The following is a 20,793-nucleotide window of genomic DNA, read 5'->3' on the forward strand; positions in this document are numbered from 1 at the left end:
CCTCTCCCCCTGGGAGAGGGTTAGGGTGAGGGCCTGCCGAGGCACCGGGCACAAGTTGTAGGAGCGAGCTTGCTCGCGAACCGCCCAGCGCCAGCGCCGCCGGGTAATCCGTTCGCGAGCAAGGACTGGGCGTCCCCCTCGCTGCTACAGGAGAATACCGTCGCCAGCGCCAACAAAAACGCCGGCTCCCCTCGCAGGGAGCCGGCGTTTTTCATTCGGGCATCGAATCAGCCCAGGTTCTTGCCCAGCAGCGCGTGGTACAGCTCGCTGTCGCCGAGCACGCCGACCACGCGGCTCTGCTCCTGCAGCACCAGCTTGTGGCCGGTCTGGTAGCGAATCTGCAGCGCGTCGCGCATGCGGATGTTGACGTCCACCAGGGTCGGCTCGTGCTTGAGCTTCTCCACCGGGTCGCCCGGACGCCATTGCTGCAGGTCGATGATGTTGCTGCCCTGGCGCGCGGTCTTGATCTGATTGGTCTCGGTCAGACCCAGCCAGCAGTCGCGGCCCTGGTCGAAGCACACCTCGTCGGCCTGGCGGCGGCACTGGTCCAGGCCACGCATGAGGCTGGAGCCACAGAGCACGTTGAGCGGGTTGGTGTGGGCGACGAAGGTGCGCACGTAGTCGTCCGCCGGGCTGAGCACGATTTCCTCGGGCTTGCCGTGCTGGATGATGCGACCGTCCTTCATGATCGCAATGCGCGTGCCGATCTTCAGCGCCTCGTCCAGGTCATGGCTGACGAAGACGATGGTCTTGTGCAGCTGGCGTTGCAGCACCAGCAGTTCGTCCTGCAGTTGCTGGCGGATCAGCGGGTCCAGCGCGGAGAAAGGTTCGTCCATCAGCAGGATGTCGCCATCCATCGCCAATGCGCGGGCCAGGCCGACGCGCTGCTGCATGCCGCCGGAGAGCGAATCGGGGCGCTTGTCGCGCCATTGCGACAGGCCGACCAGCTCGAGCTTCTCGTCGATCACCTTCTTCCGCTCGCTGGCCGGGCGGCCCTGCATCTCCAGGCCGAAGCCGATGTTCTCGGCCACGGTCAGCCAGGGCATCAGCGCGAACTTCTGGAACACCATGGCGATGCGCTTGGTGCGCATGGTCTTGAGCGTCGCCGGCGAGCAGTTGGCGATATCCACCTGCTGGCCCTCGTGCTCGATCAGCAGCTTGCCGCGGCTGACCCGGTTGAGGCCGTTGATGCAGCGCAGCAGGCTGGACTTGCCCGAGCCCGAGAGCCCCATCATCACGCAGATCTCGCCGCGATTGACGTCCAGGCAGGCATCCTCCACGCCCAGTACCTGGCCGGTGCGCTTGAGGATTTCCTCGCGGCCCAGGCCCTGGTCCAGCAGCTTGAGCGCTTCCTTGGTGTGGGTGCCGAAAATCACATCCACATGTTCGAATCGAATCGCCGACATAGTGCTTACCTCCCCCGCAGCGAACGTTGCTTGCACACCCGGTCGAGCAGGATGGCGAGCAGGACGATGGCCAGACCGGCCTCGAAGCCGAGGGAAATGTCCGCGGTGTTGAGCGCATTGACCACCGGCTTGCCGAGGCCATCAGCACCCACCAGCGCGGCGATAACCACCATCGACAGCGACAACATGATGCATTGGGTGATCCCCGCGCCGATGCTCGGCATGGCGTGCGGCAGCTCGATGCGCGTCAGCAGTTGCCAGCGCGAGCAGCCGAAGGCCTTGCCGGCGTCCATCAGTTCCGCCGGCACGTCCTGGATGCCCAGGCAGGTCAGGCGGATGGGCGCGGCGATGGCGAAGATCACCGTGGAGATCAGGCCCGGAACCACACCCAGGCCGAACAGGGTCAGGGTGGGGATCAGGTAGACGAAGGTGGGTACCGTCTGCATCAGGTCCAGCAGTGGCCTGAGCCCGGTGTAGAACCAGGGCTTGTGCGCCGCCAGGATGCCCAGCGGCACCCCGATGGCGATACACACCACCGTGGCGAAAATCACCTGCGCCAGGGTCTCCATGGTCTCCTGCCAGTATCCCAGGTTGAGGATCAGCAGCAGCGAGGCCAGGGCGAATACCGCAAGGCCCCAGCTGCGCTGAATGTAGAACACCAGGAAGACCATCAGCGCGATCAGCGCCAGCGGGTTGAACCAGAGCAGGCTGTTGGTGACGCCGTGGATGAGGAACTCGAGGGTGTCGGAAATCTTGTCGAACACCGACGCGCCATGTTGCGTGAGCCAGTCGACGAAGGCGGCGATATGCTCACCCAGCGGTAGCTTGTGGTCAGTCAGAAACATAATGCGGGCCCATCAGAAGCTTAGGGAATCGGCCAACGGCAATTACTTCGGCTCTTAGTTCGAGAATGCCACCTTGGCTGCCGCCAAGGCTGGTTTGCCGTCACGGGTGGTCACGCCGGCGAGCCAGGCGTCGAGCAGTTCCGGATGGTCCTTCAACCAGGCTTTGGCCGCCTCTTCGGGCTTCTTGCCCCCGTTGAGGACGGCGTCCATGAGTTTGTTCTCCATGTCCAGGGTAAAGGTCAGGTTGGTCAGCAGCTTGCCGACATTCGGACACTCCTGGGCGTAGCCCTTGCGCACGTTGGTGTAGATGGTCGCGCCGCCGTAGTTGGGGCCGAACACGTCATCGCCACCTTCGAGGTACTTCATCTTGAAGCGAGTGTTCATCGGGTGCGGTTCCCAGCCCAGGAACACGATCCACTGGTTGCGGCGGTCGGCGCGTCCGACCTGCGAAAGCATGCCGGCCTCGCTGGACTCCACCAGCTTGAACTTGCCCAGGCCGAACTGGTTCTTGTCGAGCATGCCCTGAACCAGGCGGTTGCCGTCGTTGCCCGGCTCGATGCCGTAGATCTTGTTGTCGAGCTTGTCGGCGAACTTGGCGATGTCGGCGAAGGACTTCAGGCCGCCGTCATAGGCCGCCTGGGTGACAGCCAGGGTGTACTTGGCGCCCTCGAGGTTGGCCTTCACCGTCTCCACCGACCCGTTGTCGGCGTAGGGCTTGATGTCGTTGGCCATGCTCGGCATCCAGTTGCCGAGGAAGACGTCCAGGTCCTTGTTCGCCAGCGACTTGTAGGTCACCGGGACGGAAAGCATGGTCACCTTGGTCTTGTAGCCAAGGGACTCCAGCACCTGTCGGGTAGTGGCGGTGGTCACGGTGATGTCGGTCCAGCCGACGTCGGAGAAACGTACCGTGCCGCACGAGTCAGGTTCAGCGGCCTGAACCGCCAGCGGCGCGCAAATGTACACAGCCAGCAGCAAAGACTTGAAACCATTCATGAGCGTACTCCTCTGCGGGGTGGGCGCCGGCGCTGCCCACGGTGGGGCGCGGCGGTCTGAATTATGGTTGGGGCCTGGGGCGGGCCCTTTTGTTGTCATTTCGTAAACGATCATGGAGCAGGAAAATTTCGTCGCATACCGGGTGGGTCGCATCCAGTGCAGGCGAAGTCGTATTCAGCACCAGCCATGTCGCATCCAGTGGAAAGGCCCGGTTCCAGCGACTTCCAGAAGCTCGGATCAATCCATGGCGGCGGTTTTCTGGCCCCCCGGCGCCGCGCCCGATGAGCCGGGAGCGACACCCTGCAGCCAGCCATCGAGCACCTGCGGATTGGCTTTCAACCAACTCTTGGCGGCCTGGCGGGGATTGCGTCGCTCGTTGAGCACCGCATCCATCAACTGGTTCTCCATCGCCAGATCGAACTTCAGGTTCTTCAGCAGCCGCGCGACATTGGGGCACTCCTGAAGATAGCCTGCTCTGACGTTGGTGAAGACCGTTGCGCCGCCAAAGTTGGGACCGAAGTAGGAATCCCCTCCTTCCAGATAGTTCATTTGGATGCGGGTATTCATCGGGTGCGGCTCCCAGCCCAGGAACACGATGGGCTGTTTCAAGGCCCCGGCTCGCTTGACGTAGGCCAGCATGTCGGCCTCGCTGGATTCCACCAGCTTGAAGTCGCCCAGGCCGAAGGCCTTTTCCTTGATCATCTTCTGGATCAGCTGGTTGCCATCGTTGCCCGGCTCGATACCGTAGATGCGCCCACCCAGCTGCTCCCTGAATTTTGCGATATCGGCAAAAGTCTTCAGCCCGGCCTCGTACGCGTAGCGCGGCACCGCCAGGGTGTACTTGGCGCCTTCGAGGTTGGCGCCGACGGTTTCCACCTGGCCCTTGTCGGCGAAGGGCTTGATGTCGTTCGCCATGCTCGGCATCCAGTTGCCGAGGAACACGTCGATCTTCTTCTCCGCCATCGCCTTGTAGGTGTCCGGCACGGACAGCCGCACCACCTGGGTACGGTAACCCTGGTGGCTGAGCACCAGTCGCGTCACCGCGGTGGTCACGGTGATATCGGTCCAGCCCACGTCGGCGAAACGCACCACGGAGCAGGATTCGGGTTCGGCGGCGCGCACAGCGCCCGGTAGTACCACGGATAACGCCAACAGCGACGACACAAGACTCTTCATGAGGCCAGCCTCTGACTGCGGAGAAGGGGGGTGGACACGGGCGAACGCGGCCGTTCGTCGGTGGCGGATCATGGAACAGCGCGCCCGCCCACGCCTATCGACCGGTCGTGGTTCGCGGCGATCGCGTCGTAAAGAGGCAAGCTTTCGTCGGCCCCGGAACAGGCGGCCCCATGCCCTGCTCCGGCAAGGTGTACCGGCGGCGTTATTGGATACGGCCGCGTCGTCGATGGACGTCGCCGGTGCCGGACTTGGGTCGATCATGACCGGGCATCGCGGGCACAGGGACGTGCCTATCCCACTCTCTTACGGATGCGCAGCTCGCTCGGAGTCCGGCATGGCAATCAGTGTGTTCGACCTGTTCAAGATCGGTATCGGCCCTTCCAGCTCGCACACGGTCGGCCCCATGCGCGCTGCCGCGCTGTTCGTCGGCGCCCTGCGCGAGCGGCAGATGCTCGAACGCACCACGCGCGTGGAAGTGCGCCTGTATGGCTCGCTGTCCGCCACTGGCGTCGGCCACGGCACCGACCGCGCGGTGATCATGGGCCTGATGGGCGAATGGCCGGACCGCATCGACCCGCGCCAGATCGAACCACGCATGGCCACGCTGCGCGAGTCCGGCGAATTGCTGCTGGCCGGCAGTCGCGCGATCCCCTTCGACTGGATCCGCGACATGCGCCTGCTCGAAGAGAACCTGCCCTACCACCCCAACGCCATGCGCCTGACCGCCATCAAAGGCGACCAGGTGCTGCACAGCGACACCTACTACTCCATCGGTGGCGGCTTTGTGGTCGACGAGGAACAGGCCGCCTCCGGCAGCCTCGACACCGACAGCACCGTGCTGCCCTACGACTTCGCCAGCGCCGCCGAACTGCTCGTGCTCTGCCGCCGCCACAACCTGCGCGTGTCCGAGCTGATGATGGCCAACGAGCGCATGTGGCGCAGCGAAACCGACATCCGCGAAGGCCTCAAGGTCATCTGGCAGGCCATGCGCGACTGTGTGAACAACGGCTTGAGCCAGGAAGGCATCCTCCCCGGTGGCCTCAACGTGCAGCGGCGTGCCGCACGCCTGCACCGCAACCTGCAGGAAATCGGCAAACCCAACGTCATCGGCTCGACGCTCTCGGCCATGGAATGGGTCAACCTCTTCGCCCTCGCCGTGAACGAGGAAAACGCCGCCGGCGGGCGCATGGTCACCGCGCCCACCAACGGCGCGGCCGGCATCATCCCGGCGGTGCTGCACTACTACATGCGCTTCAACCCCGATGCCAGCGACGACGACGTCACCAACTACTTCCTGGCCGCAGCGGCCGTCGGCATCCTGTGCAAGAAGAACGCCTCCATCTCCGGTGCCGAGGTCGGTTGCCAGGGCGAAGTCGGTTCCGCCTGCGCCATGGCCGCCGCAGGCCTCGCCGAAGTGCTCGGCGCCAGCCCCGAGCAAGTCGAGAACGCCGCCGAGATAGGCCTGGAACACAACCTCGGCCTGACCTGCGACCCGGTCGGCGGCCTCGTCCAGGTGCCCTGCATCGAGCGCAACGCCATCGCCGCGGTGAAGGCCATCAACGCCGCGCAAATGGCCCTGCGCGGGGACGGCCAGCACTTCATCAGCCTCGACCAGGTGATCCGCACCATGCGCAACACCGGCGCCGACATGCACGACAAGTACAAGGAAACCTCGCGCGGCGGATTGGCCGTCAGCATCATCGAGTGCTGACCCGCAATCGACCACGCCAGGCCTGGCGCGCCCCCTGATGGCGCAAGCGGTACGCCCGTCCCGACGGCACCAGGGGCGTTACCGTTCCGGGCACAGCACCGCCGGTCGCGTGACCGGTGAGTGCTACCAAAAACCCCAGCCCAAGATCCATGCGTATTTGCGACCTTCGAGGCGTCGCAATCCGGGCCTGCAAAAGCGGCATTCCCATGCCGTTTTCTTTTTTAATTGAACGCCCATTCAACCTAGGCACGGCATTTGCCTTGCTAATAGGTAGAGAGAACAGAGGAGCAGTCCGGGCCGCGCCCGGGTCAGGTTCCCGAACAGAACAACAAGCATAAGAAACGCCTCCAGCGAGGCGACTGTGACTAGCGTGAGGTGATCGAATGAACGCGTTCAACCCCGGAGTTCCCCCGCAAAACCGAGCTCCGCAGTCCATCGGCTTCCTGCTGCTGGACAACTTCACCCTGATCTCCCTGGCCTCGGCGGTGGAACCGCTGCGCATGGCCAACCAGCTGTCCGGTCGTGAACTCTACCGCTGGCACACCCTGAGCCTCGACGGCCGCCAGGTCTGGGCCAGCGACGGCCTGCAGATCACTCCTGACGCAGCCTGCGACAGCGCTCCGCAGATGGACACGCTGATCGTGGTCGGTGGCGTCGGCATCCAGCGCAGCGTCACCCGCGAGCACACCACCTTCCTCCAGGCCCAGGCGCGCCTGGGTCGCAAGCTCGGCGCCGTGTGCACCGGCAGTTGGGCCCTGGCCCGCGCCGGCCTGCTCGACGGCTACGACTGCTCGGTGCACTGGGAATGCCTGGCCGCCATGCAGGAAGCCTTCCCCCGCGTGGCCATGAGCACCCGCCTGTTCTCCATCGACCGCAACCGTTTCACCTCCTCCGGCGGCACCGCGCCGATGGACATGATGCTGCACCTGATCGGCCGCGAGCACGGCCGCGAGCTGTCGGCGGCGATCTCCGAAATGTTCATCTACGAGCGCATCCGCAACGAGCAGGACCACCAGCGCGTGCCGCTCAAGCACATGCTCGGCACCAACCAGCCCAAGCTGCAGGAAATTGTCGCGCTGATGGAAGCCAACCTCGAGGAACCCATCGACCTCGACGAACTGGCCGTCTACGTCAATGTCTCGCGTCGCCAGCTCGAGCGCCTGTTCCAGAAGTACCTGCACTGCTCGCCGTCGCGCTACTACCTGAAGCTGCGCCTGATCCGCGCGCGCCAGTTGCTCAAGCAGACCTCCATGTCCATCATCGAAGTCGCCTCGGTCTGTGGCTTCGTCTCCACGCCGCACTTCTCCAAGTGCTACCGCGAGTACTTCGGCATCCCGCCGCGCGACGAGCGCCAGGGCCAGCCGATCGGCCAGCCGGTCATGGTCATGCCGATCCCGCAGGATCTCGCCCTCATGCCCAACTCCTCGGCCATCTCGGCCCTCAGTCAGGCCCAGGGCGAATCCACCTTCGCCAGCGTGCGGGTGCTCTGAATCCAGGGAGGCGGGAAACGAAAAGGGGAGGCCCATGGCCTCCCTTTTTTCATTCCTGTGACGCATTACGCCCCATCATTCAGATTCGTCTGAATCGCAAATCGCGCTGAATCTCGCAGTCTCCGAAGGGTTCGCCAGCATTCTTCGGAACCTCGGGACACATGGAAACCGCCCTCGAATACCTGGCCCAGCGAACGCGGGAGCTCTATCGCAAGGCCATCGAACAGGATCACGCAAGCCTGACCGGCATCAAGCTGCTGCGCCAACTCGAACGCCTGCGCCCGGAAATCTTCGACGTCAGCCGCCACCTCACCGACCTTTTCGGCGAGCACACCGGCGCGCTCGAACAGGCCAGGGCCGACAAGGCGGAAAAACTCATCGTCGCCCTCCACCGCCGGCTGCTCAGTGGCTACTGGCACCTGCTGCGCACCCGCCGCGCCGAGCGCAAGACCGCCGCCCTGCTGATGCAACGCATGGTCCGCAGCCTGCAGGAAATCCACTTCAACTGCCTGCAGAACCACCACCCCGCCCCGCCAGGGCTGTGGAGCCTGCTGCACCAGGTGTACGGGCGCGCCCTGCGAATCGAAGTCCAGCACCTGCCCATCGACGACGGCGAAGCCTTCGAGCCGCGCAGCCAGACCGTCGCCGGTGGCTATCTGCACTGCCTGCTCGTGGTTGGCTCCCGGCCGTTGGAGATTCCCGCGCAATACCTGCCGGCATTGATCGAATCGACCCAGGTCTTCTCCTCCATCGTGCACATCCGCCCGGAGCAACCTGGCAGCCATTGGCTGCTCGAACGCGAGTACGACCGGCCCTTCCGCGAACCCGACACGACCAGCCGTGAGCAGGGCCTCGCCCTGGCGCTCGACGAACTGCTGGACATGCTCAAGCGCTTCACCGACGCGAGTGCGGGCGACTCAGCCTTTGACCTGAATGCCCACCTGCTCGCTTGCTGGAACGAAACCGGCACCGAGCCCTGGCAGGTCTGCCGGGGCTTCCCGGCACTGCTCGCGCACCTGGGCGTCGCCGACGACACACGCCTGGATGCGAGCCACTTCGAGCGCCAGCAAGAAGTGAGCGATGTCTGGTCCCAGCAACGCGGCGGGCGTGGCGGGCTGGACGAGATGGTCGCGCACCCGCACGACATCGAATTCAACCGCCCGGTGTCCGAGGCCAGCCTTCCGCCTACCTGGTCGCTGACGCAGCCTCGTAGCAGCGAACGGCACTTCAGCGGCCACTGGGAAGGCTCGCCGCCACCCACCGTCGGCGAGCTGCTTGGCATCCGCCAGTCGGCCAGCGGCTCCTGGTACCTGGCGCAGGCGGAAAGCCTCCGCCTGCTCGGCGGCGAACGCTACGAGTTGCGCGGCGCCTGGCTTTCCTCAGAGCCGCGCCCCTGCCGCCTCAGCCTGCGCAGCAAACTGCAGGAGAGCGCGCCGCGCCACGGCTTGCTGTTGCCTGAAGGGAATGGGTTGCGCGTGCTCTGCCCGACACTGCCGCTGGATGCCGGGCGAAAGGTCACGGTGGAGGACCAGGGCCGACGCTACCTGGCCCTGCTGGGCGATCCCATTGGCGACACCTTCCCGCTGTCACCGCTGGAAGTGGCCGCCGACCTGCCCTGAAGGCAGGGCTGGCGCCAGCGGCGATCACAACGCCTTGGGTACCAGCGCCGGCAGCAGCTGGCGGGAGATCGCCTCGCGTACGGCCGGCAGCAGGGTGGCGTTGCCGGCGAGCATTTCCTCCACCAGGCGACGCAGCGCCAGGGAGCGCTCCGGCGTCAGACCACGCACGGCGTATTCGCAGGCCTGCTCCGCGGTGACATCCGGCGGCACGGCGAAGCCCAGCGCTTGCAGGCGTTCGCGGAAATCGTCCTGGTCGATCAGGTCGGCGTGCATCATCGCGGGTCTCCTTGGGAGCGGCAGGGTCTGCCTCGATTCTGGTAAGCCCGGCGGGGCGCGGCAAGCACCTGTCCGGCGGAATGTCCGCGGCGGGCAAGCGCAGGTCGTTTTCGGCTAACCGGGGCGGCGGCGCGGCGCGCAGACTGGCTTCCACACCCTGCGGCGGCACCAGCACCGGCTGCAGGGCCTCGCACACTGAGAGCCCACATCGGCTCGATTTGTCCCCTGCCGCGCGTCGGGCGCCGCAGGGGATTTTTTTGGCTCAGCGCAAGTGGCGGCGCAGGAAAGCCAGCAGAGCGACGCGCAACTGCACCACTTCCGCCACGTCGTGGGCGCGCAGGCAGCCGTGGACCAGGCCGGGCCCGGCGAAGTACTCCACGTCCACGCCAGCCGCGCGCAGACGGTCACGGTAGAGAGCACCGTCATCGCGCAGCGGGTCGAATTCGGCGACAGCGATGAAGGCCGGCGGCAGACCACGCAGGTCCTCGGCCATCAGCGGCAGCGCGAGGGGATCGCGACGGTCGGCGGGCCGCGACAGGTAGGCGTTCAAACAGTTATCCACCTCCTCGCTGGTCAGCAGGGGCGCGTTGGCGCACTGCGTGCGCGAGGGTGTCGGCTGGTCGCCCAGAGCAGGGTAGATCAGCGCCTGGGCCCCCGGCAGCGGCTCTCCCGTGTCGCGCAGGGCGAGGCAGAGCGCGGCGCTCAAATTGCCGCCGGCACTGTCGCCGGCCACCACCAGGCGGGCGATGTCCACCGGTTCGCCCAGGCTGCCGCTGCGCAGGCGCTGCCAGACGATCCGGCAGTCGTGCAGGGCGGCGGGATAGGGATGCTCCGGCGCCAGCCGGTAGCTGACGGCAACCACCAGGGCCTGGAGTCGGGCGGCCAGTTCCGCGCAGATGACGTCGTGGCTGCCGGCATTGCCCAGCGTCCAGCCGCCACCGTGCAGATAGAGCACCGTGGGCCAGCCGCTTTCCGGCGCGAGCGAGGCGGGCCGGTAAAGACGGATTTCCGGCAGGCCTTCCAGCAGCAGTTCGCTGATGCAAAGCCCAGCCGGGCGCGGCGGACAGAAGGCCTCGGCCATGCGTAGATAACCTTCGCGCTGGGCGGCGAGGGTGGGACTGGCGACCGCCATCGATTGCGTGCGAACGACGAACGCCTGCATGGCATCGGACAGCGGATAGCGCCGCGTCATGGAGCGCTCAATCCGGCAGGCCGATGACACGGCCCACGTAGTCCGGACGCGGCAGCGGCCGATGGGCCTCGGCCAGCGCCAGCACGCGCTCCAGCACCACGCCTTCGAAGGGCGCTGAACGTGCCCCGCCTTCGAGGTTCACGTGCAGCAGCATCTGTTCGCTGGCGGCCAGGGCGAGGTCTTCGCCGGCGCGGTGCAGGCTGTGGAAAACATGCAGGCGCTTGCGGTCGTGGGCGATCAGTTGGGTGCGCACTTCGACCTTTTCACCCTCCTTCACCTCGTGCAGGTAGTTCAGGTGTACTTCGAGGGTGAACAGGGAAGCGCTGGTGGCGGCGCGATGCTCCGCGTCGAGGCCCAGCTGATCCATCAGGGAGTCGGTGGCGTAGCTGAACAGCAGCAGGTAGAAGGCGTCGCGCAGGTGGCCGTTGTAGTCGGTCCATTCGGCGAGGATGGGGGTTTCCCAGGTTTTCAGGGCGTGCATGGCTGTGCGTCCGTGAGGCCCTCACCCAGCCCTCTCCCAGTAGGGAGAGGGGCGGTTCGGAGCGGGTGATGAACCGTGAGGTTAGTCGGCGAAGGCGAAGCCGTGTCTGGACTTGGTGTCCTTGATGGCGCCGAGTACCGCCAGCAGGCAGTCGTCGCGATAGCGCTCCAGCTCGGCAATGCTACGCGAGCCCTGCTGTTCACTGGTGCCTTCCACGACGCGGTCGATCAGCGTGTCGGTCAGCTCCGGGGCCGGCAGGTAGGTCCAGGGCAACTGCAGCGCCGGGCCGAACTGGGCCATGAAGTGACGCATCCCGGCGTTGCCGCCGGCCAGGGTGTAGGTGAGGAAGGTGCCCATGAACGACCAGCGCAGGCCGGCGCCGAAGCGGATGGCGTCATCGATCTCGCCGGTGCTGGCCACGCCATCGTTGACCAGGTGCAGCGCCTCCCGCCAGAGGGCTTCGAGCAGGCGGTCGGCGATGAAGCCCGGTACTTCCTTCCTCACGTGCAGTGGCCGCATGCCGAGCGATTCGTAGACCTTGATCGCGGCCTGGACGGCTTCGGGCGCGGTCTTCTCGCCGCCCACCACTTCCACCAGCGGCAGCAGGTACACCGGATTGAACGGATGGCCGACCACGCAGCGCTCGGGGTGTGTAGCGTCGGCGTAGAACTCGCTGGGCAGCAGGCCGGAAGTGCTGGAGCCGATCAGGGCGTTGGGCTTGGCGGCGGCGCTGATCCTGGCGTGCAGCTCGCACTTCAGGTCGAGGCGTTCGGGGGCGCTTTCCTGGATGAAGTCGGCGTCGCGCACGCACTCTTCGATGGTCGCGACAAAGCGCAGGCGGTCCTGCGAGGCGCCGGGGGCGAGGCCAGCCTTTTCCAGCGCCGGCCAGGCATTGGCGATGCGTGCGCGCAGAGCGGCTTCGGCGCCGGGAGCCGGGTCCCAGGCGACGACGTCGAGGCCGTGGGCCAGGGCGCGGGCGACCCAGCCACTGCCGATGACGCCGCTGCCGAGGGCGGCGAAGGTTTTGATGTCGGTGATGAAGGGCATGGTAGCTCCAGCAGGAATGAGGGATTACCTGTAGGAGCGAGCTTGCTCGCGAACAAAGTCCGCAGCGGGGCTGGTTCGCGAGCAAGCTCGCTCCTACGAAGAGCAGTTCGTACGCAGGGTGATTGGATCAGCGCGGCTTGAGATTCATCTTCCTGCGCCCTTCGGCCGGGGTCAGGGCGCGGCCGCCCAGGCGCTGGATGATCTCGATGGCACGTTCGACCAGTTGGCCGTTCGTGGCGTGCACACCACGGTCCAGCCAGATGTTGTCTTCCAGGCCGACCCGCACGTTGCCGCCCAGCAGCATGGCCTGGGCGACCATGGGCATCTGCGCGCGACCGATGCCGAAGCCGGCCCAGGTCAGGCCGTCGGGGATGTTGTCGGCCATGGCCTTCATGGTGGTGGTGTCCGCCGGTGCGCCCCACGGGATGCCGAGGCAGATCTGAATCAGCGGGTCCTCCAGCAGACCTTCCTTGAGCATCTGCTTGGCGAACCAGAGGTGGCCGGTGTCGAAGATTTCCAGTTCGGCCTTCACGCCCAACTCGGTGATGCGCTTGGCGCCGGCACGCAGCTGGGCCGGGGTGGAGACGTAGATGAAGTCGCCATCGCCGAAGTTCAGGGTGCCGCAGTCCAGGGTGCAGATTTCCGGCAGCAGTTCTTCGACGTGCTTCAGGCGCTCCAGCGGGCCGACCAGGTCGGTGCCGGCGCCGAACTCGAGCGGCTGTTCGCCCTGGCCGATCTGCAGGTCGCCGCCCATGCCGGCGGTGAGGTTGATAATGACGTCGGTGTCACTCTCGCGGATGCGTTCGACCACTTCGCGGTAGAGCTTCACGTCGCGGCTGGGCTTGCCAGTCAGCGGGTCGCGGACGTGGCAGTGGGCGACAGTGGCGCCGGCCTTGGCAGCCTCGATGGCGGCGGCGGCGATTTCCTTCGGGGTGACGGGAATGGCCGGGTGCTTGCCGACGGTATCGCCGGCGCCGGTCACCGCGCAGGTGACGATTACTTCGTAGTTCACGGTGGCTGTCCTTCTTGAGGTCGAACGAACCCACTGCGCGCCGGACGACGCGCAGGGAGTTGCTGGTAAGTGGTTACTTGAGCGAGGCCTGTACGGCGGCGAGGCCGTCCTTGCCGTCGAAGGTGGTCACGCCATCGAGCCAGGCCTTGAGCGGCTCGGGGTTCTGCTTCAGCCAGGCCTTGGCGGCATCCACCGGCTGGCTGCGGTCGAGGATCGGCACCATCACCTGGCTCACCTGCTGGCTGCTGAACTTGAGGTTGTGCAGCAGCTTGGCGACGTTGCCGCACTGCGCCTGGTAGCCGCCGGCGGTCATGATGGAGACGGTGGCGGAGCCTTCGTTCGGGCCGAACACGTCGTCACTGCCGGTGAGGTACTTCATATCGATCTGCAAGTTCATCGGGTGCGGTTTCCAGCCGAAGAACACCACCCACTGCTGGCGCTTGATGGCGCGCTTGACCGCGGTGAGCATGCCGGCCTCGCTGGATTCGACGATCTGGAAGCCCTTCAGGCCGAACTTGTCGTCGGCGATCATCTTCGCGGTGATGCGGTTGGAGCCGCTGCCGGGCTCGATCAGGTAGATCTTGTTGCCCAGCTTGTCCTTGAACTTGGCGATGTCGGCGAAGGTCTTCAGACCGCCATCGTAGACGTAGGTCGGCACAGCGTAGGTGGACTGCGCGTCCGGCAAGGTCGGCGGGGTGATCACGTCGATCTGCTGCTTGTCGAGGTAGGGTTTGGCCACCGGCTGCATGGTCGGCTGCCAGTAGCCGAGGAAGACGTCTAGCTGCTTGTCGGCCATGCCGGCGAGGACGATCTGCTGCGAGGCGCTGGTCTGCTTGACCTTGTAGCCCAGGCCGTCGAGCACGGCTTCGGCCACGGCGCTGCTGGCGACGACGTCGGTCCAGTTCACCGTGCCCATGCGCACGTTCTGGCACTGGGCGGGCTCGGCGGCCCAGGTGGTGCTGGCGGCGGCCATTAGTGCGGCGCAGCCGAGCGCTCTGATCGATAGCTTCATGACTTCTCCCTCAAGGCCTTTGCGGCGTTGGTTATCGTTGTTGTACGTCATGCGGCCCTCAGGGGGCTGGAGAACAAATTACGCAGGCGCAGCCCCGGCGAATCGCACTGCGGCGACCAGCTCTTGCACAGCAGCGACCTCCCCGATTGCCAGGGCGACTTGCATGGTTCATAAGCAAGGGCAGGCTGCCACTATGTCGCCCTCCCATCGCACGGTACCCGCCATGTCCCAAGACTTCTGGTTCCTGCTGTTGCCCGGATTTTCCGTGATGGGTTTCGTCTCCGCCGTGGAGCCGCTGCGGGTGGCCAACCGCTTTCGCGGCGAACTCTACCGCTGGCACCTGATGAGCATGGATGGCGGACCGGTGCTGGCCAGCAACGGCATGTCGATGAACGCCGACAGCGGCCTGGAGGCATTGCACGAAGGCGATACGCTGCTGGTGGTGGCGGGTTTCGAGCCGCTGCGCGCCTGCACCCCGGCGCTGCTGCACTGGCTGAAACGGCTGGACCGTGATGGTGTGACACTGGGCGGCATCGACACCGGCAGCTTCGTGCTGGCCGAGGCTGGCTTGCTGCAGCGCCAGCGCTGCACGGTGCACTGGGAAGCGCTGGAGGCCTTCCGGGAGACTTATCCACAGGTGCAGGCGACCCAGGAGCTGTTCGAGATCGACGGCCCGCGCATCACCTCCGCCGGTGGCACCGCGTCCATCGACCTGATGCTCGACCTGATCGCCCAGGCCCACGGGCCGGAGCTGGCGGTGCAGGTATCGGAACAGTTCGTGGTCGGGCGTATTCGCAACCGGCAGGACCACCAGCGCTTGCAGATCGCCAGCCGCTATGGCGTCTCCAACCGCAAGCTGGTGCAGGTGATCGGCGAGATGGAGCGCCACACCGAACCGCCGCTGACCACGCTGGAGCTGGCCGAGCGCATCCAGGTGACACGGCGCCAGCTGGAGCGCCTGTTCCGCTTGCACCTGAACGACACGCCGTCGAACTTCTACCTCGGCCTGCGCCTGGACAAGGCCCGCCAGCTGCTGCGCCAGACGGACATGAGCGTGCTGGAGATCGGCGTGGCCTGCGGCTTCGAGACGCCCTCGTACCTGTCGCGCAGCTACCGGGCGAAGTTCGGGGTGTGCCCGAGCCAGGATCGGGTCGGGTTGCGCAAGGTCGTCGCCAAGGCAGTCATCCCGCAGGCATGAATCTCCTGCAGGAGCGAGCGGGCTCGCGAACGGTGTCAATCGGCAGCGTCGGAGCTTCGCGGGCTCGCGAGCAAGGGCTAGGCGCCCCCTCGGTCCCACGAATAGCAGGTTGGCAATATCTGTGTGGTCGCCGTCATTTACCCGTTCACGGGCCGAGCGGAGTATGGAGACCAGCTTCCCCCCCACTGCCTTTGGAGACCACCATGAACGAAGCCCGCCCCCCTCTGCCGCCGTTCACCCGCGAAACCGCGATCCAGAAAGTCCGCCTCGCCGAGGATGGCGGAACAGCCGCGATCCGCACCGTGTATCACTGGCCTATTCACCGGAGAGCCGCTGGCGCAACCGTGCGACCTTCGTCCAGGGGCGCGAGCAGATCGTGCAGTTCCTCACCGCCAAGTGGGTGCGCGAGCAGGAGTACCGGCTGATCAAGGAGCTCTGGGCCTTCACCGACAACCGCATCGCCGTGCGCTTCGCCTACGAATGGCACGACGACTCGGGCAACTGGTTCCGCTCCTACGGCAACGAGAACTGGGCGTTCGACGAGAACGGCCTGATGTACGAGCGCCACGCCTGTATCAACGACCTGCCGATCAGCGAGGACGAGCGCCTGTTCCGCTGGCCGCAGGGGCGCCGGCCGGATGAGCATCCGTCGCTGAGCGGGCTGGGACTGTAGCGGGTTATCCACAAGCCACAGCCGGTTGGCTGTTTTACGAGCGGGCCTGCCCGCGAACGACCTCTGCAACGAGGCCGGTTCGCGAGCAAGCTCGCCTTTACAAAAGCTGTTATGCCGGGACAGCGCGGGCGGGAACGGTGGAGGAGATGCGGCTGTCCTCCAGGATCATCGCCGCCGCCCGCTCGCCGAGCATGATGCACGGCGCGTTGGTGTTGCCGCTGATCAGCGTCGGCATGATCGACGCGTCCACCACGCGCAGGCCCTTCAAGCCATGCACGCGCAGGCGCAGGTCGACCACAGCCATCGCGTCTTCACCCATCTTGCAGGTGCCCACCGGGTGGAACACGGTAGCGGCGTATTCGCGCAGGTGCTCCAGCAGTTGCTCGTCGGTCTGCACCTGCGGGCCGGGCAGCATTTCGGCGCCGCGGATGTTGTCGAACTCCGGCTGGGCGAGGATCTTGCGCGCCAGCTTCACGCCTTCCACCAGCACGCGGCCGTCTTCCTCGTTGGCGAGGAAGTTGTAGTCGATCTCGATGTCGCCGCCGGGCTTCACGCGCAGCTCGCCGATGCTCTTCGGGCGCAATACGCAGGTGTGCACGGCGTAGCCATGGCCCCACTCGAACAGGCGGCCACGGTGGCTGCGGTAACCGGGGACGAAGTGGAACTGCACGTCGGCCAGGCCATCCGCCAGCGGTGTGCGGGCAAAGCCGCCGGCTTCGACGTAGTTGGTGGTCAGCCAGCCCTTTTTCGCCAGCAGGTACTTGAACGGCGACAACAGGATTTGCGGCAGCGAACCCAGGGAGAAGCCCAGGCTAAGCGGGCTGGGCGAGCGCACGGTGACCAGGCCGTCGAGGTGGTCCTGGAGGTTCTTGCCCACGCCCGGCAGGTCGTGCGTGACCGCGATGCCGGCGGCTTTCAATTCCTCGCCCGGACCGATGCCGGAAGCCAGCAGTATCTGCGGCGAACCGAGGGAGCCGGCCGACAGAATCACTTCGCGGCGCGCCAGCAGGCGTTCGCCGCTGCGCAGTTCGATGCCGGTGACGCGCTCGGCCTCCAGCAGCAGGCGGCCCACCTGGCGGCCAGTCAGCACGGTGAGGTTCGGGCGCTGCAGCGGCGCGACGAAGGCGCGGTAGCTGCTCAGGCGCTTGGCGTCCTTCTGGGTCACGTTGTAGATGCCCACGCCCTCGAACTCGCGGCCGTTGAAGTCATCGTTGCGGCGCAGGCCGAGGTGTTCGGCAGCCTTGATGAACAGGTTCGACAAGGGGTTCGGATCACGCGGCTTGTCCACCACCAACTCGCCGAGGGTGCCGTGCAGCGCCGGGTCCTGGCCCAGCAGGTTGCGCTCGGATTTCTTGAAGAACGGCAGCACGTCCTTCCAGCCCCAGCCGGGACAGCCGTCCTGCTCCCAGCGGTCGTAGTCGGAGGCGTGGCCACGGATGTAGATCATGCTGTTCATCGAGCTGGAGCCGCCCAGGGCCTTGCCACGGGGGCAGTGCAGCGAGCGGTTGTTCAGCCGCTTCTGCGGCGCGGAATAGAAGTTCCAGCTGAAGATCTTGCTCTTGTACAGCGTGATGGTGCCGGCAGGGGTCTGCACGCGCGGGCTGGCATCGCTGCCGCCGGCTTCCAGCAGGCAGACGCGCACCGACGGGTCGGCGCTCAGTCGGTTGGCCAGGACACAGCCGGCGGAGCCGGCGCCGACGATGAGGTAGTCGTAGGTGGAATCGTTGGACATGGGGGTTTTCCTTTGGTCCTTGCGTGAATGGCAGAACCCCTCACCCCAACCCTCTCCCGAGGCAGAGGGGGCCGAACGGTGCTGCAGCGAATCACCGTATCGGCCGGCGCCCTGCAGGAGGCGCCGGCCGACGGCAGGTCAGTGCGCTTCTTCCAGGTCGTCGTGCAGCAGCCCGAGGATCTCGCGCTTCATCTCGATGAACTGGCGGTCCATGACCATGTCCAGCGAGCGCGGGCGCTCGATGGGCACGTCGAGGATGCGCTTGATGCGGCCGGGGCGTGCGCCCATGACGTAGACGCGATCGCCCAGCAGGATGGCCTCGTCGATGTCGTGAGTGACGAACACCACGGTCTTCTTGCTGTGGTCCCACACGCGCAGCAGCAGTTGCTGCATCTGCATGCGGGTCTGGCTGTCGAGCGCGCCGAAGGGCTCGTCCATCAGCAGGATCTGCGGGTCGTTGGCCAGCGCGCGGGCGATCGCCACGCGCTGCATCATTCCGCCGGAGAGCTGCTTGGGATAGTTGTTCTCGAAGCGGCGCAGGCCGACTTCGTCGAGGTAGTAGTCGACGATCTCGCGGCGCTCGGCCGCCGGCATGCCGCGACGCTTGAGGCCGAACTCGACGTTCTGGCGCACGGTCAGCCAGGGGAACAGGGTGTAGCTCTGGAACACCATGCCGCGGTCGGCGCCCGGGCCGTCGACCAGTTGGCCGCCGACATAGATGTCGCCTTCGGTGGGCTCGGCCAGGCCGGCAGTGAGGTAGAGCAGGCTCGACTTGCCGCAGCCGGACGGGCCGACGATGACCGCGAACTGCTGGTCCGGCACTTCGAAGGAGACGCTCTCCAGCGCGCTGAAGGTGCCGCCCTCGGGCGTGCGGTAGCGCAGGCTGACGTTCTCCACCCGCAGGCGCGGTGGCCTGGCTTGTTCCTGACCGGTCACGGCCGCTTCTTCCTGCTTGATCGCTACTGCGCCCATGACGCCACCTTCAGTCGGATGAATCGGAAGAGTTGGTCGGTGATCAGGCCCAGCAGGCCAATGATGGCGATGGCCAGGAAGATCACGTCAACCTGGAAGCCGCGCATGGCCTTGAGGCTGATGTAGCCCAGGCCGCTGGAGGCGGCGACCAGTTCGGCCACGACCAGGTAGGTCCAGGCCCAGCCCATGGTCACGCGCAGGGTGTCGAGCACGCCCGGCAGCGACGCCGGGCCGAGCACGTGAAGGACCACGTCGCGGCGGTTGCAGCCCAGGGTGTAGGACGCATTGACCAGGTCCTTGGCGACGCCGCGGGAAACGTCCGCGATCATCACCAGTTGCTGGAAGAACACGCCGAAGATGATCACGGTGACGCGCTGTTCCAGGCCGATGCCGATCCACAGGATGAACAGCGGCACGAAGGAGGTCACCGGCAGGTAGCGAATGAAGTTCACCAGCGGTTCGAGGAAGGCCTGGACGATGCGGAAGCTGCCCATCAACAGGCCCAGCGGCACCGCCACCAGCGAGGAGATGATGAAGCCGATCATCACCACCTTGACGCTGGCCATCACGTGGGTGGCGAGGGTACCGTCACTGGCCAGGCGCACGCCGGCCGCGAGCACCGCGTCCGGGGTGGGCAGGAACATCGCCGGCACCACGCCGCCATAGGAGAGCCCGGCCCACAGGCCGAACACGAGCAGCCAGCACAGGGTGCCGGCGGACCAGACCAGCTTCAGCGGCAGGTCGACCTTGGGCGTCAGGCAACGGCTGAGCCAGGATTGCGAACGACGAGGCATCGCGAATTCCTCCAGGCGAGCGGCACGGCGCCGCCCGCGGGGACAAGAGTGAGACGGTTACTCGGAGACGAAGCGCGGGTCGACCAGGTCGTCGTAGCTGACTTCCAGGCGCTTGCCCTGCAGGCCGCTCCAGGTTTCGTTGGCGAGGCGGATCAAGCCCTTGATGTCGCCGGGCTTGCCGGGAGTGCCAATGAGTTGCTCGCTCATGGCCTTGTCGTAGAAGCGCACGCCCTTGGCGGCATCGGCCAGGGCCTTGGGATCGGAGAGGTAACCGCCGACGCCCTTGGCCATGATGGCGTAGGCCTCGTCCGGGTGCTCCTTGGTGTATTGCACGGCCTTGTACAGGCCTTTCACCAGGGCCTTGACGTCCTCGGGCTGCTTCTCGATCACGTCGCAGTTGAGGGCGACCACGTCGACGATCACGCCGGGGGTGGTGGAGCTGTCTACCAGCACCTTGCCCTGCTGCTTCTCGCGTACCAGCGAGAGGTGCGGTTCCCAGGTCACGGCGGCGGGTACGCGGCCGGCGATGAAGGCGCTGGCGGCATCGTCGGCGGTCATGTTCTGCACCTTGATGTCGCTCATGCTCATGCCGGCGTGCTTGAGCAGGTAGGCCAACCAGAACTGCGAGACAGAGCCTTCGTTGACCGCCACTTCCTGGCCCTTCAGCTGGGCCAGGGAGGTGACGTCCTTGCCCACCAGCACGCCGTCGCCGCCATGGCTGTCGTCCAGCGCAGCCACGGCCTTGAAGCAGAACTTCGGCCGGTACTTGAGGATTTCGTCGATGGTGGAAGCGGAGCCGGAGAGCTGGCCGGAGGCCTGGGCCGCCATGTACATCGAGGCTTCCTCGATGGTGGTCAGCTGCAAGTCGAGGCCCTGCTCCTTGAAGTAGCCCAGGTCGCGGGCGAGATAGAGGGTGCCGTAGCCGACCCAGGTGGTATGGCCGATGGACAGGGTACCGGCCTGCGCGCCAGAAGCGGCGGCGAGAGCCAGGGCGGAACACGCGATGGAACGCACGAGCAAGGACTTGATCATGAAGCACTCCCACAGCCGTTTGGCTTTGTTGTTGATTTACTGCGGCAGTGGCCAGGAGGCCGGTAGAACCGGGACATGTGCGGCATCGGGCTCTATGGCCCAGCGTCTGAAGGCTTTGTCTCGCGACATGTC

Annotated in this window: 18 protein-coding genes and 1 pseudogene; 5 read left to right on the plus strand and 14 right to left on the minus strand. The window is 65.9% G+C overall.

Features of this window, described 5'->3' with window-relative positions; genetic code table 11:
* Positions 1-227: 227 nt before the first annotated feature.
* From choV to A9513_RS01310, 4 genes are all read right to left on the minus strand, one after another.
* Positions 228-1,406 carry a choline ABC transporter ATP-binding protein gene (gene choV, locus A9513_RS01295; RefSeq protein ID WP_024766699.1) on the minus strand — a complete coding sequence of 393 codons (1,179 nt, stop codon included), beginning with the start codon at positions 1,404-1,406 and terminating at the stop codon, positions 228-230.
* 5 nt (positions 1,407-1,411) lie between these two features.
* Positions 1,412-2,251, minus strand: a complete 840-nt coding sequence (choW, locus tag A9513_RS01300; RefSeq protein WP_038803445.1) for a choline ABC transporter permease subunit — start codon at positions 2,249-2,251, stop codon at positions 1,412-1,414.
* Positions 2,252-2,305: 54 nt separating this feature from the next.
* A complete protein-coding gene (locus tag A9513_RS01305) occupies positions 2,306-3,244 on the minus strand; it encodes a choline ABC transporter substrate-binding protein (protein ID WP_065083769.1) in 939 nt (312 codons plus the stop codon).
* Positions 3,245-3,481: 237 nt separating this feature from the next.
* Positions 3,482-4,420: a choline ABC transporter substrate-binding protein gene (locus A9513_RS01310; RefSeq protein ID WP_024766697.1), complete on the minus strand. Its 939-nt coding sequence runs from the start codon at positions 4,418-4,420 to the stop codon at positions 3,482-3,484.
* A gap of 334 nt (positions 4,421-4,754) precedes the next feature.
* Here A9513_RS01310 and A9513_RS01315 point away from each other — a divergent pair, with 334 nt between their 5' ends.
* The 3 genes from A9513_RS01315 to A9513_RS01325 all read left to right on the plus strand — a co-directional run bounded on the left by A9513_RS01315 (position 4,755) and on the right by A9513_RS01325 (position 9,240).
* Positions 4,755-6,131, plus strand: coding sequence for an L-serine ammonia-lyase (locus A9513_RS01315; RefSeq protein WP_065083770.1), 1,377 nt, complete (start codon positions 4,755-4,757; stop codon positions 6,129-6,131).
* A gap of 383 nt (positions 6,132-6,514) precedes the next feature.
* Positions 6,515-7,621, plus strand: a complete 1,107-nt coding sequence (locus A9513_RS01320) for a GlxA family transcriptional regulator (RefSeq protein WP_024766695.1) — start codon at positions 6,515-6,517, stop codon at positions 7,619-7,621.
* 161 nt (positions 7,622-7,782) lie between these two features.
* A complete protein-coding gene (locus A9513_RS01325) occupies positions 7,783-9,240 on the plus strand; it encodes a hypothetical protein (protein WP_065083771.1) in 1,458 nt (485 codons plus the stop codon).
* Positions 9,241-9,264: 24 nt separating this feature from the next.
* Here A9513_RS01325 and A9513_RS01330 read toward each other — a convergent pair whose 3' ends face one another.
* The 6 genes from A9513_RS01330 to A9513_RS01355 form a co-directional block, all read right to left on the minus strand.
* Positions 9,265-9,516 (minus strand): hypothetical protein, encoded by a 252-nt coding sequence (locus A9513_RS01330; RefSeq protein ID WP_024766693.1) that lies wholly within the window; start codon positions 9,514-9,516, stop codon positions 9,265-9,267.
* Positions 9,517-9,778: 262 nt separating this feature from the next.
* Positions 9,779-10,708, minus strand: coding sequence for an alpha/beta hydrolase (locus A9513_RS01335; RefSeq protein ID WP_065083772.1), 930 nt, complete (start codon positions 10,706-10,708; stop codon positions 9,779-9,781).
* Between the two features lie 7 nt (positions 10,709-10,715).
* Entirely contained in the window at positions 10,716-11,189 is a 474-nt protein-coding gene (locus A9513_RS01340) for a thioesterase family protein (protein ID WP_065083773.1), read from the minus strand.
* Positions 11,190-11,270: 81 nt separating this feature from the next.
* A complete protein-coding gene (locus tag A9513_RS01345) occupies positions 11,271-12,236 on the minus strand; it encodes an L-carnitine dehydrogenase (protein WP_038803446.1) in 966 nt (321 codons plus the stop codon).
* 127 nt (positions 12,237-12,363) lie between these two features.
* On the minus strand, positions 12,364-13,248 hold the full coding sequence (locus A9513_RS01350; protein ID WP_024767459.1) for a 3-keto-5-aminohexanoate cleavage protein: 885 nt from the start codon (positions 13,246-13,248) through the stop codon (positions 12,364-12,366).
* Positions 13,249-13,321: 73 nt separating this feature from the next.
* Positions 13,322-14,260, minus strand: coding sequence for a choline ABC transporter substrate-binding protein (locus A9513_RS01355; protein WP_024767458.1), 939 nt, complete (start codon positions 14,258-14,260; stop codon positions 13,322-13,324).
* Positions 14,261-14,483: 223 nt separating this feature from the next.
* Here A9513_RS01355 and A9513_RS01360 point away from each other — a divergent pair, with 223 nt between their 5' ends.
* Positions 14,484-15,458 (plus strand): GlxA family transcriptional regulator, encoded by a 975-nt coding sequence (locus A9513_RS01360; protein WP_037010367.1) that lies wholly within the window; start codon positions 14,484-14,486, stop codon positions 15,456-15,458.
* A gap of 203 nt (positions 15,459-15,661) precedes the next feature.
* A pseudogene (locus A9513_RS01365) lies at positions 15,662-16,131 on the plus strand (DUF1348 family protein).
* 109 nt (positions 16,132-16,240) lie between these two features.
* Here A9513_RS01365 and A9513_RS01370 read toward each other — a convergent pair.
* The 4 genes from A9513_RS01370 to A9513_RS01385 form a co-directional block, all read right to left on the minus strand.
* Positions 16,241-17,863, minus strand: a complete 1,623-nt coding sequence (locus A9513_RS01370) for a GMC family oxidoreductase (protein ID WP_065083774.1) — start codon at positions 17,861-17,863, stop codon at positions 16,241-16,243.
* A 138-nt stretch (positions 17,864-18,001) separates the two neighbouring features.
* Positions 18,002-18,835: an ABC transporter ATP-binding protein gene (locus A9513_RS01375; protein ID WP_024764975.1), complete on the minus strand. Its 834-nt coding sequence runs from the start codon at positions 18,833-18,835 to the stop codon at positions 18,002-18,004.
* Positions 18,823-19,629 carry an ABC transporter permease gene (locus A9513_RS01380; protein WP_024764976.1) on the minus strand — a complete coding sequence of 269 codons (807 nt, stop codon included), beginning with the start codon at positions 19,627-19,629 and terminating at the stop codon, positions 18,823-18,825. Before A9513_RS01380 ends, A9513_RS01375 begins: the two co-directional genes overlap by 13 nt.
* Positions 19,630-19,686: 57 nt before the next feature.
* Positions 19,687-20,661, minus strand: coding sequence for an ABC transporter substrate-binding protein (locus A9513_RS01385; RefSeq protein WP_024764977.1), 975 nt, complete (start codon positions 20,659-20,661; stop codon positions 19,687-19,689).
* Positions 20,662-20,793 lie beyond the last annotated feature (132 nt).

Origin of the sequence: Pseudomonas sp. AU12215, from assembly GCF_001675465.2 — a bacterium.
GTDB lineage: Bacteria > Pseudomonadota > Gammaproteobacteria > Pseudomonadales > Pseudomonadaceae > Pseudomonas > Pseudomonas nitroreducens.

Coding starts and splice junctions, on each gene's coding strand:
- choV (WP_024766699.1), bottom strand. CDS start 1,406: ATGTCGGCGATTCGATTCGAACATGTGGATGTGATTTTCGGCACCCAC.
- choW (WP_038803445.1), bottom strand. CDS start 2,251: ATGTTTCTGACTGACCACAAGCTACCGCTGGGTGAGCATATCGCCGCC.
- A9513_RS01305 (WP_065083769.1), bottom strand. CDS start 3,244: ATGAATGGTTTCAAGTCTTTGCTGCTGGCTGTGTACATTTGCGCGCCG.
- A9513_RS01310 (WP_024766697.1), bottom strand. CDS start 4,420: ATGAAGAGTCTTGTGTCGTCGCTGTTGGCGTTATCCGTGGTACTACCG.
- A9513_RS01315 (WP_065083770.1), top strand. CDS start 4,755: ATGGCAATCAGTGTGTTCGACCTGTTCAAGATCGGTATCGGCCCTTCC.
- A9513_RS01320 (WP_024766695.1), top strand. CDS start 6,515: ATGAACGCGTTCAACCCCGGAGTTCCCCCGCAAAACCGAGCTCCGCAG.
- A9513_RS01325 (WP_065083771.1), top strand. CDS start 7,783: ATGGAAACCGCCCTCGAATACCTGGCCCAGCGAACGCGGGAGCTCTAT.
- A9513_RS01330 (WP_024766693.1), bottom strand. CDS start 9,516: ATGATGCACGCCGACCTGATCGACCAGGACGATTTCCGCGAACGCCTG.
- A9513_RS01335 (WP_065083772.1), bottom strand. CDS start 10,708: ATGACGCGGCGCTATCCGCTGTCCGATGCCATGCAGGCGTTCGTCGTT.
- A9513_RS01340 (WP_065083773.1), bottom strand. CDS start 11,189: ATGCACGCCCTGAAAACCTGGGAAACCCCCATCCTCGCCGAATGGACC.
- A9513_RS01345 (WP_038803446.1), bottom strand. CDS start 12,236: ATGCCCTTCATCACCGACATCAAAACCTTCGCCGCCCTCGGCAGCGGC.
- A9513_RS01355 (WP_024767458.1), bottom strand. CDS start 14,260: ATGAAGCTATCGATCAGAGCGCTCGGCTGCGCCGCACTAATGGCCGCC.
- A9513_RS01360 (WP_037010367.1), top strand. CDS start 14,484: ATGTCCCAAGACTTCTGGTTCCTGCTGTTGCCCGGATTTTCCGTGATG.
- A9513_RS01370 (WP_065083774.1), bottom strand. CDS start 17,863: ATGTCCAACGATTCCACCTACGACTACCTCATCGTCGGCGCCGGCTCC.
- A9513_RS01375 (WP_024764975.1), bottom strand. CDS start 18,835: ATGGGCGCAGTAGCGATCAAGCAGGAAGAAGCGGCCGTGACCGGTCAG.
- A9513_RS01380 (WP_024764976.1), bottom strand. CDS start 19,629: ATGCCTCGTCGTTCGCAATCCTGGCTCAGCCGTTGCCTGACGCCCAAG.
- A9513_RS01385 (WP_024764977.1), bottom strand. CDS start 20,661: ATGATCAAGTCCTTGCTCGTGCGTTCCATCGCGTGTTCCGCCCTGGCT.